Origin of the sequence: Levyella massiliensis, from assembly GCF_000308275.2 — a bacterium.
Taxonomy (GTDB): domain Bacteria; phylum Bacillota; class Clostridia; order Tissierellales; family Peptoniphilaceae; genus Murdochiella; species Murdochiella massiliensis_A.
Genome location: NZ_HG529490.1, coordinates 259,155 through 275,214, shown reverse-complemented (window position 1 = coordinate 275,214; position 16,060 = coordinate 259,155). Strand labels below are relative to the sequence as shown.

The window sequence follows — 16,060 nt, the reverse complement described above, 5'->3', positions numbered from 1 at the left end:
TCTCTTATTTTGCTTCCAGCCAGCTCTTCCCCATATTCATATCGGCAATAATGGGCACGTCAAAATCGCTGATTTCCTGCATCCACTCTACGACCCGTTTTCCCACTTCCTCTGCCTCGTCTTTCGGGCATTCGATGATCAGCTCGTCGTGGATCTGCAGGACTAATCGGGAGCGATATCCGCCTTCCCGCAAACCGCGATCCACGCGGATCATCGCCATTTTGATCATATCTGCCGCAGTGCCCTGAATCGGCGTATTTAACGCAATACGTTCCCCAAAGCCGCGCACGTTGAAGTTGCGGCTTTTCAACTCCGGAATTTCCCTACGACGGCCATAATACGTGTCCACATAGCCGTCCTTCTTGGCTTTTTCGACGATTTCTTTCATGTAGTCGCGAATGCGCGGATAGGTGTCTTTATAGGTTTCAATATAGTCCTTGGCCTCCTTGCGGGAAATGGATAAATCACGCGATAGGCCGTAATCGCTGATGCCGTAGATGATGCCAAAATTGACTGCCTTGGCGTAAGATCGCTGCAGAGGCGTCACCTCATCCGGAGAAATATGATTGACTTCCGCTGCGGTTTTGCGATGAATATCAACGCCATGGCGAAACGCATCCTTCATGGTTTCATCACCACTGAGCGAAGCCAGAATTCGCAACTCGATTTGGGAATAATCGGCATCCACCAGCAAATTGCCTTCTTCGGCAACAAACACCGCACGCAATTTACGTCCTTCCTCCGTACGCACCGGAATGTTCTGTAAATTCGGTTCAGTCGAAGAAATTCGACCGGTGGCCGCCACATTCTGACGGAACGTGGAATGAATGCGACCATCTTCTCCGATGTGCGGACGAAGCCCGTCCACATACGTGGATTTCAATTTGGAGAGCTTACGAACTTCCAGAATGGCGGGAATAATCGGATCGACATCTTGCAGCTTCTCCAACACCTCCGCATTAGTAGAGTAGCCGGTTTTTGTTTTTTTTCCATGAGGAAGCTGCATTTTTTCAAAGAGAATCTCCCCCAGCTGTTTTGGCGAATTCAGATTAAATTCTTGACCGGCCGCCGCGTACACCTGCTGTTCGCATCGCGCAAGAGCTGCGCTAAATTCCTGATCCAACGAATCAAGTACCCCTACATCCACAGCCACGCCGGCAATTTCCATGCGCGCCAGCACCGCTGCCAGCGGATTTTCAATGTCCTGATAGAGATGATGCATTTCTAAGCGATCCATCTCCTTTTGTAACAAGGGTCTTGCCTCCGTGATAGTTTTTAATGCTGCGCCTATATAGGAGGAAAGAACGGAAGGCTCTACCGCCGAAAGTGTCTTCTTATTCTTGCCCTTGCCCAGAAGATCGGAACGACTGGGCAACTGCAGATGCAAAAGGCGTCCGGCCAGTTGATCCACGGTGTAATTGGCACGATTGGGATCTTGCAAATATTCCATGAGCATGACGTCGTCATAAGACCCTTCCAATGTAATGCCGAGTCGTTGGAGCAATACCATGCTTTCTTTCATATCGTAGGCAATGAAATGCGTGTTTTCCGTAAATAAAGGGTGAAACACTTCGGCAAAATGCGCTTCTTCACCGATAAGTCGCAGCACCAGACTCTTGCCATCGCCGGTGCGAAATGCCGCAAACGCCGGTGCATCATGTATATAGCTTTCTCCGTCCGCCAACAATGCAAACGTCAGTTCTTCTTCCTTTGCCAAAGAATCGGCCAACGATGCCCAGTCCTCGGGTTTGACCCAGGTTGCCTCTTCAGCCTGCGGAACGGCTTCTTTTCGCACGGCAAAGCGATCCGCCAAGGAATGAAACTCCAGGCGTTCAAAGCGATCCGCCAATTTTTCTTGATTCACCGGTTTAGGAATGAAATCTTCTAAGGTCTGTTCCAAAGGAACCTCACGGAAAATCGTCCCCAGACGACGGCTCAAGTACGCCTGCGTGCGTCCCTCTTCGAGATTTTCCTTCATTTTCCCTTTCAAATCGTCGATATGTTCGTAGACACCGTCAATGGTATGATATTCGCGAATGAGCTTCAGCGCTGTTTTTTCGCCAATGCCGGCAACACCCGGAATGTTATCCGATGTATCGCCCTGCAAGCCTTTCACTTCAATCAGTGCCGACGGTTCCAGATCATATTTCTCGCGAATCCATGCGGGGTCGACTTCTTCCAGTTCACTGATGCCTTTTTTCGTAAAAAGCACCGTCGTATTCTCGTCGACCAATTGAAAATAATCGCGATCTCCCGTTAAAAGTACACTTTGAATGCCTGCTTCGGAGGCCATCTTAGATACCGTGCCTACGATGTCATCTGCCTCATAGCCTTCCACATCGATATGACAAATGCCCAAGGCATCCAATACGTCTTTGGTCATTCCAAATTGCGCGCTCAATTCTGACGGCGTTTCCTGGCGTGTGCCTTTGTATGCTTCATAGTCTTCAGCGCGAAAGGTTTTTCCCCCACGATCAAAAGCAACCAACACATAATCAGGCTTTACCTGATCCCGTGCACTCAGATACATATTTAAAAAGCCATAAACGCCATTGGTAAAAATACCGTCTCGTGTCGTCAAATGTCGAATCGCATAGAACGCACGAAACAATAAACTGGATCCATCGATCATTAAAAACTTTTTCCGTTCCATCGTATCTCCCGTCTGTCTTTTTGGCGTGTGTTTTCTCTATTATACCGAAAATCCGACAAGTCTTTTTTCTTCGTCATTGCTTTGCGTGTGGTATGCCGACATTTTCTTTTTGACGCTTTTTCAGGCAAACCGCGTAAAAGAAGATGGCCATCAGCTGTGCGCTCACAGAAACCGCCACTAATAGCGTCGGATTGTGGTCGTACAAAGCGCCTAACAGCCAACTTCCCAAGAACCACGCAATGCCAAAGCCCGTCTCAAATATGCCAAACCCGGTGCTGCGCATGGACTTGGGCATCATGGTGCTGACCGCTGCTTTCATGACGCTTTCTTGCGCGCCCATGCCGATGCCCCACAATAAAACGCCCGCAATGAGTAAAGGTGCGCTGTCGGCCAAAAATACAAGCGCGGCAAAGAAGGCGCTCAGCAAGGTGGAAAAAATCAGAGAGCGAATGCCAATACGATCAAAGAGCCAGCCGAAAAAGAGTGCAGCAACCGCATCCATAATCATGGCCGCCGCATAGAGCAAACTGAAGGTTTCAGGAGGCAAAAGAGCGGTGCGTGAGACGTGCAACGTGATGAGCGTAAAATCAGCAAACCCGAAAGCAAAAAGGCATATTGCTATCATGTAAAAAATAAAGGATGGCTCAAAATGAAAAGTGCTCGGCCCCTCTTCCGCCGTTTCAAATCCTTCGGGATGCGGATATTTAATTTTTGAAAGCACAAGCGCCATGACGGTCAAAAGCGCCGGAATGCCGAGCACGGCAAAGCAAACCCGATAGGTGGCCATGCGATTGCTCGTGCCTTTGACGAGGCTGATGAAGAAAAGCATGACGGGGCCTAAAAAAGCGCCCAACTGGTCCAGAAATTCCTGGTAGGCAAAGCCTTTGCCGGCCCCGATCTCACTGGCGGCAAAGCTCACCAGTGTATTTTTTGCCGGCTTCTTAATTGCCTTGCCGATGCGCTCCAGCACAACCAGACCGCAGGCAACCTGCCAGGCGTTATCCGGTACTAGGGCAAGTGCCGGAATGGCAAGCACCTGCAAACCATAGCCTGCAAGAACCAGCGTCCAATACTTTTTCGTTTTATCGGCCACATAGCCGGAGGCAATGCGCAGAGAATAGCCAAACAGTTCGCCCACCCCGGAGACAAAACCGATGGTGGCGCCGTCCGCTCCGGTTAAATGCAGAAAGTCGCCCAGCACACTGCGCGCCCCTTCATGCGTCATATCCGAAAACATGGCCACAACACCCATGATCACGATAAATGCCATGGCAGCCGTTTGTTTCTTCTGTAGCCCTTCCTTTTTCATGCTCCCCTGCTTTCCCACGATAACAAAAAAAGAGCAACCGCAGCCGCTCTTTTGCAGTGCTGGTGGTGGGACTTGAACCCACACGCTATTGCTAGCAACAGATTTTGAGTCTGCCTCGTCTGCCATTCCGACACACCAGCTTATGAACTTGACCCGCATATTCTATCACAGGACAGGGTCGGGGTGCAAGCGCTTCAGTGCAATTGCCTGCGGTAATCGCCATTTCAGTGAATACATACCCTTCCGACAACCATTTCCTTCTGTCTCTTTGCGTTCCAAAGACAAGGCTATCGTGAAAGCACGGCGCAATTTGGATACAATAAAGAGGGAGGCGAACATGGAATTTACAACGATACAACAAGAAGCCATCGCACACCGTGAAGGGCCTTGTCTGGTGCTGGCTGTGCCGGGCGCTGGAAAAACGACCATTTTATTGGAACGACTGCGTCAGTTGATCGCTTCGGGCGTGCCGGCAGAGCGCATTGCCTCCATCACCTTCTCCCGCCAACAGTCAGAGGATATGCAAGCTCGTTATAAGAAACAGGAGGCATCCGATCAACCTGTTTTTTCAACCATTCATGCTTTTTGCTATCGTATCCTGCGGGACTACGCTCGGGAAAGTCATCAAAGCTTGACCTTATTGGAAGCCTCCGCTTCCTATAACAAATATCGCATTCTGGACGCCCTCTATCGCCAACGGCATGGGCGCGGTATCACGGAAGAAGACGCTGCTGACTTTTTCCGTATCAACAGTTATTTGAAAAACGCCTTGCGTCATGCCGAAGAGATGCGCAACAGCATCGCCATGGGTCTAAAAGAATTTCAAGCTTTACAGAAAGCGTATCAGGACTTTAAGGCCGCACACCATATGATCGATTTTGACGATATGCTGTGGAGCGCCTTGCAGCTGTTGGATCAAAACAAAGACGTCCGGCGGCGTTGGCAAGAAAAGTTTCTGTATTATCAGGTGGATGAAGCGCAAGACACATCGCTCGTACAGTGGCGTATTCTTTCCTTGCTGGCGGCGCCGAAAAACAATCTATTTATTGTGGCCGACGATGATCAGGCGATCTACAGCTTTCGCGGTGCTGATCCGCAAATTTTGTTACACCTGGAAGATTTGTTTCCCCATACGCGCGTACTCTATATGCAGGATAATTATCGTTCTACGACCAACATCGTAAAGCTTGCCGCAGGACTGATCCGAAAGAATGTCGCTCGCTACGGTAAGACGGCCGTAGGACAACATACAAGTGATGAAAAAACACAAGTAATTCTGACTCGATCGATGCAAGCACAAACCGATCGCCTGATGGAAGATCTTCCTGCCGATATTAGGCGCGGCTCGACGGCCATTCTCTTTCGCAACAATTTGTCTGCGCTGCCACTGTTGGATGCCCTGGATCGAAGTGGTATCCCCTTTCAGTTGCGCTCGGAGGCAAAACGCTATTTTCATCATCCCGTGGTCGTGGATATTCTGGATTTTTTGCACCTATCTCTAAATCCGGCAGACGCCGCCTGCTTTTCGCGTATCTATTACAAGATGAATCAATACCTCAAAAAATCGTTTCTGTCTGCCCTGCAGGGTATGGGGCCGGAAGAAACGGTATGGGAACGTCTCTTATCCGTGGAAGAGGCGCAAACCCCGTTTTATGAAGAGCGCCTGCTCTTTCTGGAGCATGCGTTTGAACGCGTCGCACGCCTTTCCCCACAGCAAGCCCTCTCTTTAATCTATAACGAAATCGGTTATAAGCAATTTTTGAAGGAGCGCGCCCGTCGCAATCGAGAGGCTGTTTCCATCGATGAACGCATCTTGGAATGGTTGGACTTCGTTGCGGCAAGGTGCAAAACCCATCATGCTTTTATCGATCGGCTTCATGCCTTGGAGAATCTCGCGGCACGCCCAAACGAACCGTCGGAAGAAGGTTCCGGTCCGGTTCTCTCCACGGTGCACGGTTCAAAGGGCTTGGAATTTGATACCGTCTGGATGATTGATCTGATTCAAACGGAATTTCCGTCCCTTCTGGCGCTGGAATCGGACGCTTCCGGTAACGAGGCTTTTTTAGAGGAAGAACGTCGTCTCTTCTATGTAGGCATGACGCGTGCAAAGAAAAAGCTCCGCGTGATGGGACGCGAAGCCGTTTTAGGACGTAAAGTCGCTTATTCACAATTTATTGATGAACTGGCCGGAAAAAAACGTCGAAGCCGTGCCAAATGACGCCGATTATACGGCGCCTTGCGGCCGCTCGGAGCGAAAGCAATCCCTTTTATTAATTGCCACCAATTCATCAAATGTACGGGGGCAAAAGCCTACGACATCGGCGCCACAATTCAGCGCTTTCGGCAGCGCCTTAATGCGTTCCTGCGTAAGAGACGGATGGTTGTGAATATGGCCGTACAGATGCCAGGTGCCATAGTAAAAACCGTCCCATTCCAAAATCGGATAGTGGAACAGCACTAAGCGATGATGCTGATCATGAACGACTGCGTAGTTTGTAATCTCGTCAAAATAGTGATGCAACGCTGGATTTTCCAGCAAGCATCGATCATGATTACCTACAATCAGATGAAGATGGCCGTTGAGTCGTTCCAAGTATTTTTCCGGAGCGGTGCAGCGATGAATCAGATCCCCAACGATATAAACTTCGTCGGAAATTTTAACCGTCCGGTTCCAGCGTTCGATCATTACCTCGTCCATTTCCTCGACCGTTGCGAAGGGGCGATGACTGAACGAAATCACCTGCTCATCACCGAAATGACAATCGGCGATATAATACCTCATCATGTTCTTCTGCTTCCTAATCCCCTGCGGGGCTTTGGCCGGCTGCGTCTTGCAGCGCTTCCACTTCTTTCTGCGTCAGAGAGCGATACATGCCCTCCCGCAAGCTTTCATCCAGTACCAGTGGCCCTACGCGGTGGCGATGCAGCGCCAACACGTTGCGCCCACCTGCGGCAAACATGCGCTTAATCTGATGGTACTTGCCTTCAGTAATCACCACGCGGCAGCGCCCGTCTTCCAACACAGAAAGTTGTGCCGGACGTGTCACGATATGCTCCGGTTCCAGCAGAATGCCTTCACGAAAGCGCTCCACAAGCGCCGTATCCACCGGTCCGTCCAATGTAGCAAAATACTCTTTTTCAATATGATGGCGCGGCGACAGTATCGCATGCGCCAACGGACCGTCGTCCGTTAAAAGAACCAATCCCGTCGTATCACGATCCAAACGTCCTGCCGGAAAAATAGGACGCACCCGATCCTCCGGGCGCAGCAGATCCAGTACCGTCTCGCGTTTGTCACGCGTCGCGGAAAGAACGCCCGCCGGTTTATGTAACAAAAAATACACGTATTCTCGATAAGGAATATCTTGTGTATCCAATTGCACACAGGCGCCGGTGAACACTTTCGTCTTGGGCACGGTTACTACCTGCCCGTCCACCCGAACACGGCCGGAACGAATGAGCAGATTGACCTCCCGGCGGGATCCGTATCCTTGATTGGACAACCACTTGTCGAGGCGTACCTGCATGCCTACTCCTTTTCCTGCAACGGCGCAAAAGCCGAATGCGTAAAATCAGGCGTTTGCCAGTAAAGCTGTTGAGCGGTACGAAAGGCATAGCCTTCTCCCCACCGTGTTTCAATGAGCTCTCCCAGGCCGAGTGTACTGAGTTTATCGCGTATCCGTCGCACATAAACGTCGACATTGCGTTCGTGTTGCTCGCCTTCTGTCCACAAGTCTCTTGCCAGCTCCGCACGCGAATGCACCTGCCCCTTGTCACGGATTAACACAAGCAGCACTTCAAATTCCTTACTCGTCAGTTGCACACTTTTGGCATCGTGATAAATGCGACGATGAATGAGATCAATGCGCATACCAAACAATTCCATGGAGAAATCGTTATCTGTACAACTAAGCGAAGTATCTTTTTGACGCAACAACGTGCGCACCCTTGCTTTTAATTCCAAAAGTTCCACGGGATAGCGCAGCACCTCCTGATAGCCGTATTCCAGTAGGAGGACAATGCGTTTTGTGGATTCGGAACGCGTCAAAACCAAGGCAGGCAGTGCGTGCTGTTTTTCCAATACAGAAAAAAAGTCCAATGCATTACCATCGTCCTCTTCATCGACCAATATGGTCATGTCCGGCGTTTGATGCATTAAGATTTCCTCTGCCCTTTTCAGTGTGGAGGCGCGAAACACTTCATATCCGTCATAAACAAAAGCCGAAGCCATATCTTCCAACTTTGTCTCATTCGGATGGATTATTAACAGTCGCACGACTCCCTCCTTCCACTCTCCTCTAGAATAGCAAGGAATGGAAAAAATGAAAAGGTGTCTGGTTATGTGCCCTTAGGAAATTTTTTTACTGTCATTGCTCGCCTCGTTCGAAAGCGCCGGAGAATGACAACGTGTATACAGTGAATGATAATACAATACGAGATGATCAATCGTCTCATCATGTTTGCGATAAAATGTACTCCGTGAAAAAAACATCACAGAACATACCTTTGAAATCGTAAAGCCCTTATAATAGCGATAATTTAACAGGCAAGCTTCGTCGTTAGGAATATGTAGCAACAGCAAACGCACCAGCTGCACTTCGATTTTCAGTCTCTCCAACGTTGTTAAAAACTCTGTCTTTTCCAGTTCCAGGACAAGAGAAAGCGGAGGCAAATCCGTAATCTCATCCCATTCGGAAAGACTCGTGACAAGGTCCGCTTCCGACGTATCGGTTTGCAGCACAGGCTGCCATTCCTGAATCAACTCCTCATCCCGATAGCGTTCCAACTTCTCACAATTGGCCTTATAACGGGACAAAAGATCAATTATGTGCGCACGGATGTCTGAATCACCGCCAGTCCATGCAGATGTCAGCATAGCTTTCTCCTTTCCTTATTCATTGTTGAATGCGTAATTCGATTTCCTTCTTCATCCATTCTGTCCGTCCCCGTCTGTCATCCATGCACCGCGATCATTCTACCAGAGTAACTTCTTTTTTTAATGTCTCCGCCCATCCCAATATGTCCCATCATTAAGACAACGTTGCAATAACTCCATTAGCTGTAGAATTTTTATCCTCTTTTCTTTGAAATAAAAAAATCCTGTTGCGTGCATGCACGCAACAGGATTGACAGTTCTCGTTTTGGTCGGCTTAGTAAGCGCCGTACCCTGCACCCGGATTCATGGCGGGTTCTTTCTTTTCTTCCGGCTTAGTGACCACAGCAGCTTCTGTCGTTAAGAACATGGAAGCGATGGATACAGCATTCTGCAGCGCAGAACGGGTTACCTTCGTCGGGTCTACGATGCCCGCTTCGAACATGTTCACATACTGTTCGTTTGCCGCATCAAAGCCTTCGCCGATTGCCGACGCTTTAACCTTCTCGACGACGACAGACGGTTCCAGTCCCGCATTGGCAACGATCTGGCGCAGCGGCTCTTCCAGAGAGCGTACGATGATCTGACCGCCGACTTTTTCATCGCCAACCAAGTCACCAACGAATTTTTCCGCGTCTGCAATGACATCCACCATAGCGGTACCACCGCCGGCTACAATGCCTTCCTCGACAGCCGCGCGCGTAGCCGAAAGGGCATCTTCGATGCGCAGCTTCTTATCCTTCATCTCGGTCTCGGTAGCCGCGCCCACGCGCAATACGGCAACACCGCCGCCCAATTTTGCCAGGCGCTCTTTCAATTTTTCTTTGTCGTATTCCGATTCCGTGTTTTCGATCTGCTTTTTGATCTGTTCCACACGCTGTGCAATGGCATCCTTATCGCCATGGCCGCTGACAATCACCGTCTTCTCTTTGTCGATGTTAACCTTGGCAGCGCGTCCCAGCATATCGATGGTTGCCGTTTTCAGATCAAGTCCCAAATCTTCGGTGATCACACGGCCACCCGTCAAAACAGCAATGTCTTGCAACATTTCTTTACGACGATCGCCATAGCCCGGTGCCTTAATCGCAACAGCATTGAAGGTGCCGCGAATTTTATTGAGAACCAGCGTAGCCAGGGCTTCGCCTTCCACGTCTTCAGCGATAATGAGCAGGGTCTTACCGGATTGTACGATCTGCTCCAAGAGCGGCAAAATATCCTGAATGTTACCGATCTTCTTATCCGTGATCAGGATATACGGATCTTCCAATTCGGCGACCATTTTTTCTGTATCCGTTACCATGTACGGCGAGAGATAGCCGCGGTCAAATTGCATACCTTCAACCACTTCCAAGGCGTTTTCCATCGTCTTGGAATCTTCTACGGTAATAACGCCGTCCTTGCCCACCTTTTCCATGGCTTCGGCAATCATCTTACCGATGGCTTCTTCACCGGCTGAAATCGTACCGACGTTCGCGATGGCATCCATGGTATCCACTTCTTTGGCATTCGCCTGAATCTTCTGAATCACGACGTCCGTAACTTTTTTCATGCCGCGTTTTAATCCCATCGGATTGGCGCCGGCTGCAATATTACGTAAACCTTCACGTACCAATGCCTGAGCCAACAGCGTAGCCGTTGTGGTACCGTCACCGGCAACATCGTTTGTCTTAGTAGCTACTTCTTTTACCAACTGTGCGCCCAAATTCTCAAAGGCATCTTCAAGATCAATTTCCTTGGCGATGGTGACACCATCGTTTGTAATCAGCGGTGCGCCAAAGCTTTTTTCCAAAACCACATTACGACCTTTGGGTCCCAGCGTTACCTTGACGGTATCTGCCAATTTATTGACGCCCTCCTGAATTTTCTGGCGGGCTTCAGTATTATAACTAATCAATTTTGCCATTGACTTTCCTCCTGTCTCAACACTTTTCTATTACTCGTCTTTGACGTTCTCAGTCGCGAACAACGGCTAATACGTCTTCGATTTTGATGACAATATATTCTTCGCCGTCCAGCTTAACATCCGTGCCGGCGTATTTGGAGTAAATCACGCGATCTCCGATTTTTACCGCGTCCTTATAGTCCTCCTGATTCGAAATCTTATCGCTGATGGCAACGACTTCTGCATACTGCGGCTGTTCCTGTGCCGAAGACGGTAAGACGATACCCGAAGCAGTGGTTTCTTCTTTTTCTAATTTATGAATGACAATGCGTTCTCCAATTGGGCTCAGTTGCATATTATCCTCCTTGCTTTATTATCACTCTTCTTTAATGAGTGCCAACATGTTTAATATAACGCATGAATGAACTTTTTTCAAGTCTTTTTTCTTTCTTTTTGCGAATTTGTATCGGAAAAGTCGACACAACACTTTTCTTTCCCCGTTCAAGCCGGCGAAGCGTACAGCATAAAAAAGGAGCCGACCCGTAATCGACTCCTTTCTTTATTTTCGTCCCCATCGGACTTATTGTTCCGAGGCTTCTGTTTCCGTCGGCGTTTTCAGTGCTTTGCTCCAATCGCCTTGTGCCGCATCCTTTAGGACTTCTTGCCGCGTTACGGTACGCTCTTTCGTGTCGACCTGTACCAGGACGCCCACAACCACAACACGTTTGGTGTCATCCTGATTTGTCGTACAGGTGGAAAGGGTTACAATGCGATCCTTTGCGGTTAAGGAACCTTTCCATTGCATGTTAACTTCTGAATTCTTTAGATCATCTTGCAAGTTTGCAGCAAATTTCTTCTCTTCCAGATTCGGATAGCGATAGGGATCCGTGGCCAATTTCTGCCGAATCGCAAAAATACGATAGGTATAAATCCCGTTCTGATTGAGTAGTGAGAAGAGTTTTTCGCTCTTATCCGCATAGCCTTGATCGAGGAAATGCTTCAAGATACCGAACATTTCATCCCCGTAATACATCATATGGCCGTAGATGATGGTGTTTTGATCGGAGAGATCCGGATTATTCTGATAATCCATGAAAGGGATCCCTTGAATACTGTATTTTTTATCAATGCCTCGACGCAGATAAAAATCATTATCTTTGGATTGTAAAACCGGATAGCGATTCTCCGAGCCACGAATTGAAATATAGGCCACCGTATCGCCATTCATGGCCAGCAATCGCTTCATTAGCGCGGTGTAATCGACGTGCTCCACATCAATCGCCTCGTCGGCGCTATGAGTGGAAGCGTCGGCGCTGATTTGGATCAAATCTTCCAATTCCCGGTTCACACCATTCAGCTGTGAATTCGAATGTTGTCGCTGCCAAAGATACGTGCCGATTTCCACCACACTGAACGCCATAATCATCAGCAAGATTCCCTGTAACAGACGACGTAACCATTTCTTCATAAGCTCTTCTTCTCCAAACCCTTACTCCGCAGAAATTTCTGCCGGTGCGCTTTCTGCCCCCTCGGAAAATACTGTCTTAAACGCTTCAAACGCTTCCTTCGTGACTTCCGCTTTCTCCAATACGCCGGCAATCACCAAACGCTCGTCCTCAATTTTATTCGGCGTGCAGGTGGACAGCGTCAAAATGCGGTCCTTTGTCGTGATCGGCGTATGATAGTCAAAATCAATCTTCGACCCCTCCACCGTTTTCTTAATGAGAGCGGCATAGACCGCTTCTTCCATATTAGCATCGCGATACGGTGCATCTTCAGAAACGTTACGAATGGAAAAGAGACGATAGGTATAGATACCGTGCTCCGTCGTAATCGTGACCGTCTTGGGCGACTTGTCTGTGTACTTCTGGTCCAAGTAAAAACGCAGAGCGCCAAATTGCTGTACATCGTTGCCGTAGGTCATATGGCCGTATATGACAGTATTCTGATCCGTCAGCATTGCTGTGTTTTCCATATCCAAGAACGGAATCCCATAGACGTCATATTTTTTATTGATGTTACGACGCAGATAGTATTCATTGTCTTCCGCTTGCAACAACGGATAGGCGCTGTCCGTTCCATCCAAAGAAATCCAACCGACCACATCGGTATTTTTCTTTTTGAGCTCTTTAATCTTCTCATCAAAGCCAGGCTTTACCAACGTAATACGCCCATCATACAGGCTTGTTATTTCTTTGCTCGTCTCTTCCTGAACGCTGGACTCTTCCGTCACCTCGGCGCTGCTTGATTCTTCCTGTTTATTGCCACAACTGGCCAAAAACAGGGAGAGCGCAACGACTCCCAGCACAGCCCCCACTTTTTTCAATGTCATAAAACTTCCCCTTAGTTAATCCTGCAATGCTTTTTCAATATCCGCTTTTGCCGCATGCTCTCGGATCCATGTCTTTGCCTTGCCCATCAATGCCGTGTTTTTATACAAAATAGATCCTACCAGCTTATCATCGGCATCGTAGAAGAATTTTGCAAAAGCGCCGTCTTCGCCTTCTTTTTTCACCATGGCGCCGTCATGCGATCCGGCGGAGAATAACTTGACACCGCCGATTTGCAGGCTTGTAAAGAGCAGCGGAGCATCGTAGGCAGCTTCTTTTCCCGTCATGGTGTTACCGGCAACTTTGCCCATTTCCATAGAAGCCGTCCAAAGTCCCATGGTACGGCCGTTTAATTCCGCAACATCACCGGCAGCCCAAACATTAGGATCCGCAGTGTGCATGCCTTCATCCACCACAATCCCGCGATTCACTTCCAACGCTCCGCCAGCCAGTTTCGTATTGGAACGAATGCCCACAGAGAATACGACCGCATCGCAATCCATTTCTTGGCCGTTGGTAAGCGTAACGGAGGTAACTTTACCATCGCCATGCACCGCCTTAAGTGAAGCGCCGACATGAATGTGCAAGCCCTCCTCTTTTTCAAGTCGCTCCTGCACCAAATTACCGGTTTCTTCATCCAATTGACGAATCAAAAGCTGCTCGGCGAATTCGCACACATGTACTTCAAAGTCATGGGCGCGCAAGGCATAGGCGGCTTCCAACCCCAGCAAACCACCACCGATGACGAACACGCGATGCATTTTCGGGAAATAGCTGCGCAGGGCTTCCAGATCCTCTACCGTACGAATGGAGAAAATGCCGTCGAGTTTGCCGCCTTCATATGGCGGGATAAACGGATTGGAACCCGTAGCCAGTAATAATTTATCATAGGGCACACGGCTGTTATCCGACAAAACCACTTCCTGTTTTTCATAATCCACCGACGCTACTTGAACCGACAAACGAAGATCGATCTTGTTGTCTTCATAGTATTCCGGCTTTTTAATCTGCAGATCTGCCACGGATTCGCCGGTGCGAATCGCTTCGGTCAAATTAATGCGATAATACGGTGCTACACTTTCCGCAGAGAGAATCGTAATCTCCGCCTCGGCATCATTTTTACGAATTTGCTGTGCTGCAAAAAATCCGGCAGCACCACTTCCTACGATTACAACCTTCGTCATATTGTTTTCTCCTTTTTGCATTAAAGTTCTTTAATGGCTTCGAGTTCATCGACGAGTTTACCGAATACCTCGAGTGCAGAATCTACTGTCTTCGGATCCGACATATCGCAGCCCGCCATCTTCAACTGTTCGATCGGGAAGTGATGGCATCCGTCTTTCAAAAAGCTGAAATAGGCCTCCACGTCTTTTGGCCCGCCGTTCAACACTTTCTGTGAAAGCACGGTCGAAGCGGTAAAACCGGTGGCGTATTTATAGACATAGAAGTTGGAATAGAAGTGCGGGATACGCATCCATTCGTGAGTAATCCCCTCATCCGTAATCATCGCATCCCCGAAATACCGGCGATTCAGATCGCCATAAATGGCGTCAAAATCTTCACAGGCAAGGCTTTCCCCTTTTTCGATGCGATCGTGCACAATCTTTTCAAATTCCGCAAACATCGTTTGGCGATAGAGCGTCGATTTGAAGCTATCCAGATGATGATCCAATAATTCCAGTTTTTCCTCCGGTGTCTTTGCCTGCTTTCTCAGATAATCCAAGAGCAGAAGTTCATTAAACGTGGAAGCGACTTCGGCCACAAAGATCGTGTAGTTATAATAGAGCGAATCATTCTCATGTTTGGCAAAATAGCTGTGCATGGAATGGCCCATCTCATGCGCTAAGGTAAAGACGGAGTCCAAGGTGCCGTTAAAATTCAGTAAAATATACGGACGGCTTTCATACGATCCGGAAGAATAGGCGCCGCCAGCCTTGCCCTCACGCGGATACACGTCCATCCAGCGCTCATCAAAAGCTTTGCGATAAATATCCTGATATTCCTTGCCCAAAGGTGCCACCGAAGCAATGCAAAGGTCACGCGCTTCCTCAAAGGTGTACCGACGTGCCGTCCCCTTTAACAGCGGCAGATACACATCGTACATATGCTGCTCTTTGAGCCCGAGCAATTCCTTTTTCTTAGCATAATAGCGGTGCAGATAACTGAAGTGACGATGCACGCTGTCCAGAAGCGAATCATACACAGCAACGGGCACGTTATCCGCAAATAATTCCATTTCGATGGCGGAATTGTAGTGGCGCAATTTTGCCTGCGTCGTCAGAGCCTTCACGTTATTGGTATAGGACGTAGAAATCGTATTGCCGAAGGAACGGAACGTCTCGTACAGCGATTCGAACGCTTCTTTACGCACAGCCACATCCGGATTCTTTTCATGCGTCGTAAAGTTTTCTGCTGTCAGCTCTGCCCCATCCAAACTCTTCAGCTTGGGAAATTTCATATCGGCGTTGGTCAGGAAATAGTAAATATCCGAAGGCGCTTCCGAAAGGAACTGCATCTTAGCCAACAAAGCTTCTTCCTCTGCGGAAAGTGTGTGTTCTTTATACCGAAAAATGCGCGCAAACATTTCGTGATACAGCGCAAGCTCCGGATCTTCCATCAGTACCTTTTGCTCTTCTTCCGAAAGAGAAAGCAGATAGGGCTCAAAAAATGCAAAGGCGGCGTCATAGTCCTGCAATAGGCGGGATGCCTGCTGATATTTGCGCTGCGCATCACTGTTTCTCGAATCCTCATCTTGCTTCATATGGGTATAGACGATCAAGTTTTCCGCCACCGTATTGGTCGCATGATAGAGCGCTAAAATCGCCTTCAGATTTTTCTTGGGATCTTCTGCTAAAGTGCTGAGCTCCGCCGTTTTCTGCTTCAGAATTTCTTCGTCTTTTTTGATAGCGGCTTCATCGGGATACATTTCATCGATCGCCCAGCGATATTGCAATGCTTCTTTGTCTGCCATGTTTTCTCCTTTCCCGGAAAGACTCGGTCTCTTGAGAAATCT

13 protein-coding genes and 1 tRNA gene are annotated in these 16,060 nt (G+C 48.7%); 1 reads left to right on the top strand and 13 read right to left on the bottom strand.

Features of this window, described 5'->3' with window-relative positions; translation table 11 throughout:
- Positions 1 to 4: 4 nt before the first annotated feature.
- The 3 genes from polA to BN98_RS01235 all read right to left on the bottom strand — a co-directional run bounded on the left by polA (position 5) and on the right by BN98_RS01235 (position 4,102).
- The gene (gene polA, locus BN98_RS01245; protein WP_019190140.1) at positions 5 to 2,653 is read right to left on the bottom strand and encodes a DNA polymerase I; all 2,649 of its coding nucleotides are present in this window, start codon (positions 2,651 to 2,653) and stop codon (positions 5 to 7) included.
- 73 nt (positions 2,654 to 2,726) lie between these two features.
- Positions 2,727 to 3,962 (bottom strand): MFS transporter, encoded by a 1,236-nt coding sequence (locus tag BN98_RS01240; protein ID WP_040942583.1) that lies wholly within the window; start codon positions 3,960 to 3,962, stop codon positions 2,727 to 2,729.
- A gap of 57 nt (positions 3,963 to 4,019) precedes the next feature.
- Positions 4,020 to 4,102 (bottom strand) — tRNA-Leu (locus tag BN98_RS01235).
- A gap of 197 nt (positions 4,103 to 4,299) precedes the next feature.
- Between BN98_RS01235 and BN98_RS01230 the strand changes: the two genes are divergently transcribed.
- Positions 4,300 to 6,180, top strand: a complete 1,881-nt coding sequence (locus BN98_RS01230; protein WP_019190141.1) for an ATP-dependent helicase — start codon at positions 4,300 to 4,302, stop codon at positions 6,178 to 6,180.
- Between the two features lie 6 nt (positions 6,181 to 6,186).
- Here BN98_RS01230 and BN98_RS01225 read toward each other — a convergent pair whose 3' ends face one another.
- From BN98_RS01225 to pepF, 10 genes are all read right to left on the bottom strand, one after another.
- On the bottom strand, positions 6,187 to 6,747 hold the full coding sequence (locus tag BN98_RS01225) for a hypothetical protein (protein WP_019190142.1): 561 nt from the start codon (positions 6,745 to 6,747) through the stop codon (positions 6,187 to 6,189).
- A gap of 13 nt (positions 6,748 to 6,760) precedes the next feature.
- Positions 6,761 to 7,489: a pseudouridine synthase gene (locus BN98_RS01220; protein ID WP_019190143.1), complete on the bottom strand. Its 729-nt coding sequence runs from the start codon at positions 7,487 to 7,489 to the stop codon at positions 6,761 to 6,763.
- A 2-nt stretch (positions 7,490 to 7,491) separates the two neighbouring features.
- Complete coding sequence (locus BN98_RS01215; RefSeq protein ID WP_019190144.1) at positions 7,492 to 8,238, bottom strand: response regulator transcription factor; 747 nt, start codon at positions 8,236 to 8,238, stop codon at positions 7,492 to 7,494.
- A gap of 72 nt (positions 8,239 to 8,310) precedes the next feature.
- Complete coding sequence (locus BN98_RS01210) at positions 8,311 to 8,838, bottom strand: hypothetical protein (RefSeq protein ID WP_019190145.1); 528 nt, start codon at positions 8,836 to 8,838, stop codon at positions 8,311 to 8,313.
- A gap of 274 nt (positions 8,839 to 9,112) precedes the next feature.
- Entirely contained in the window at positions 9,113 to 10,738 is a 1,626-nt protein-coding gene (gene groL / locus BN98_RS01205) for a chaperonin GroEL (protein WP_019190146.1), read from the bottom strand.
- A 49-nt stretch (positions 10,739 to 10,787) separates the two neighbouring features.
- A complete protein-coding gene (locus tag BN98_RS01200; protein ID WP_019190147.1) occupies positions 10,788 to 11,072 on the bottom strand; it encodes a co-chaperone GroES in 285 nt (94 codons plus the stop codon).
- A 225-nt stretch (positions 11,073 to 11,297) separates the two neighbouring features.
- A complete protein-coding gene (locus tag BN98_RS01195; RefSeq protein ID WP_019190148.1) occupies positions 11,298 to 12,185 on the bottom strand; it encodes a class B sortase in 888 nt (295 codons plus the stop codon).
- 21 nt (positions 12,186 to 12,206) lie between these two features.
- Positions 12,207 to 13,049 (bottom strand): class B sortase, encoded by an 843-nt coding sequence (locus tag BN98_RS01190; RefSeq protein WP_019190149.1) that lies wholly within the window; start codon positions 13,047 to 13,049, stop codon positions 12,207 to 12,209.
- Between the two features lie 15 nt (positions 13,050 to 13,064).
- Entirely contained in the window at positions 13,065 to 14,231 is a 1,167-nt protein-coding gene (locus tag BN98_RS01185; RefSeq protein WP_019190150.1) for an NAD(P)/FAD-dependent oxidoreductase, read from the bottom strand.
- A 20-nt stretch (positions 14,232 to 14,251) separates the two neighbouring features.
- On the bottom strand, positions 14,252 to 16,018 hold the full coding sequence (gene pepF, locus BN98_RS01180; RefSeq protein WP_019190151.1) for an oligoendopeptidase F: 1,767 nt from the start codon (positions 16,016 to 16,018) through the stop codon (positions 14,252 to 14,254).
- Positions 16,019 to 16,060 lie beyond the last annotated feature (42 nt).

Coding starts and splice junctions, on each gene's coding strand:
- BN98_RS01185 (WP_019190150.1), bottom strand. CDS start 14,231: ATGACGAAGGTTGTAATCGTAGGAAGTGGTGCTGCCGGATTTTTTGCA.
- BN98_RS01240 (WP_040942583.1), bottom strand. CDS start 3,962: ATGAAAAAGGAAGGGCTACAGAAGAAACAAACGGCTGCCATGGCATTT.
- BN98_RS01230 (WP_019190141.1), top strand. CDS start 4,300: ATGGAATTTACAACGATACAACAAGAAGCCATCGCACACCGTGAAGGG.
- BN98_RS01210 (WP_019190145.1), bottom strand. CDS start 8,838: ATGCTGACATCTGCATGGACTGGCGGTGATTCAGACATCCGTGCGCAC.
- BN98_RS01195 (WP_019190148.1), bottom strand. CDS start 12,185: ATGAAGAAATGGTTACGTCGTCTGTTACAGGGAATCTTGCTGATGATT.
- pepF (WP_019190151.1), bottom strand. CDS start 16,018: ATGGCAGACAAAGAAGCATTGCAATATCGCTGGGCGATCGATGAAATG.
- groL (WP_019190146.1), bottom strand. CDS start 10,738: ATGGCAAAATTGATTAGTTATAATACTGAAGCCCGCCAGAAAATTCAG.
- BN98_RS01200 (WP_019190147.1), bottom strand. CDS start 11,072: ATGCAACTGAGCCCAATTGGAGAACGCATTGTCATTCATAAATTAGAA.
- polA (WP_019190140.1), bottom strand. CDS start 2,653: ATGGAACGGAAAAAGTTTTTAATGATCGATGGATCCAGTTTATTGTTT.
- BN98_RS01220 (WP_019190143.1), bottom strand. CDS start 7,489: ATGCAGGTACGCCTCGACAAGTGGTTGTCCAATCAAGGATACGGATCC.
- BN98_RS01225 (WP_019190142.1), bottom strand. CDS start 6,747: ATGATGAGGTATTATATCGCCGATTGTCATTTCGGTGATGAGCAGGTG.
- BN98_RS01190 (WP_019190149.1), bottom strand. CDS start 13,049: ATGACATTGAAAAAAGTGGGGGCTGTGCTGGGAGTCGTTGCGCTCTCC.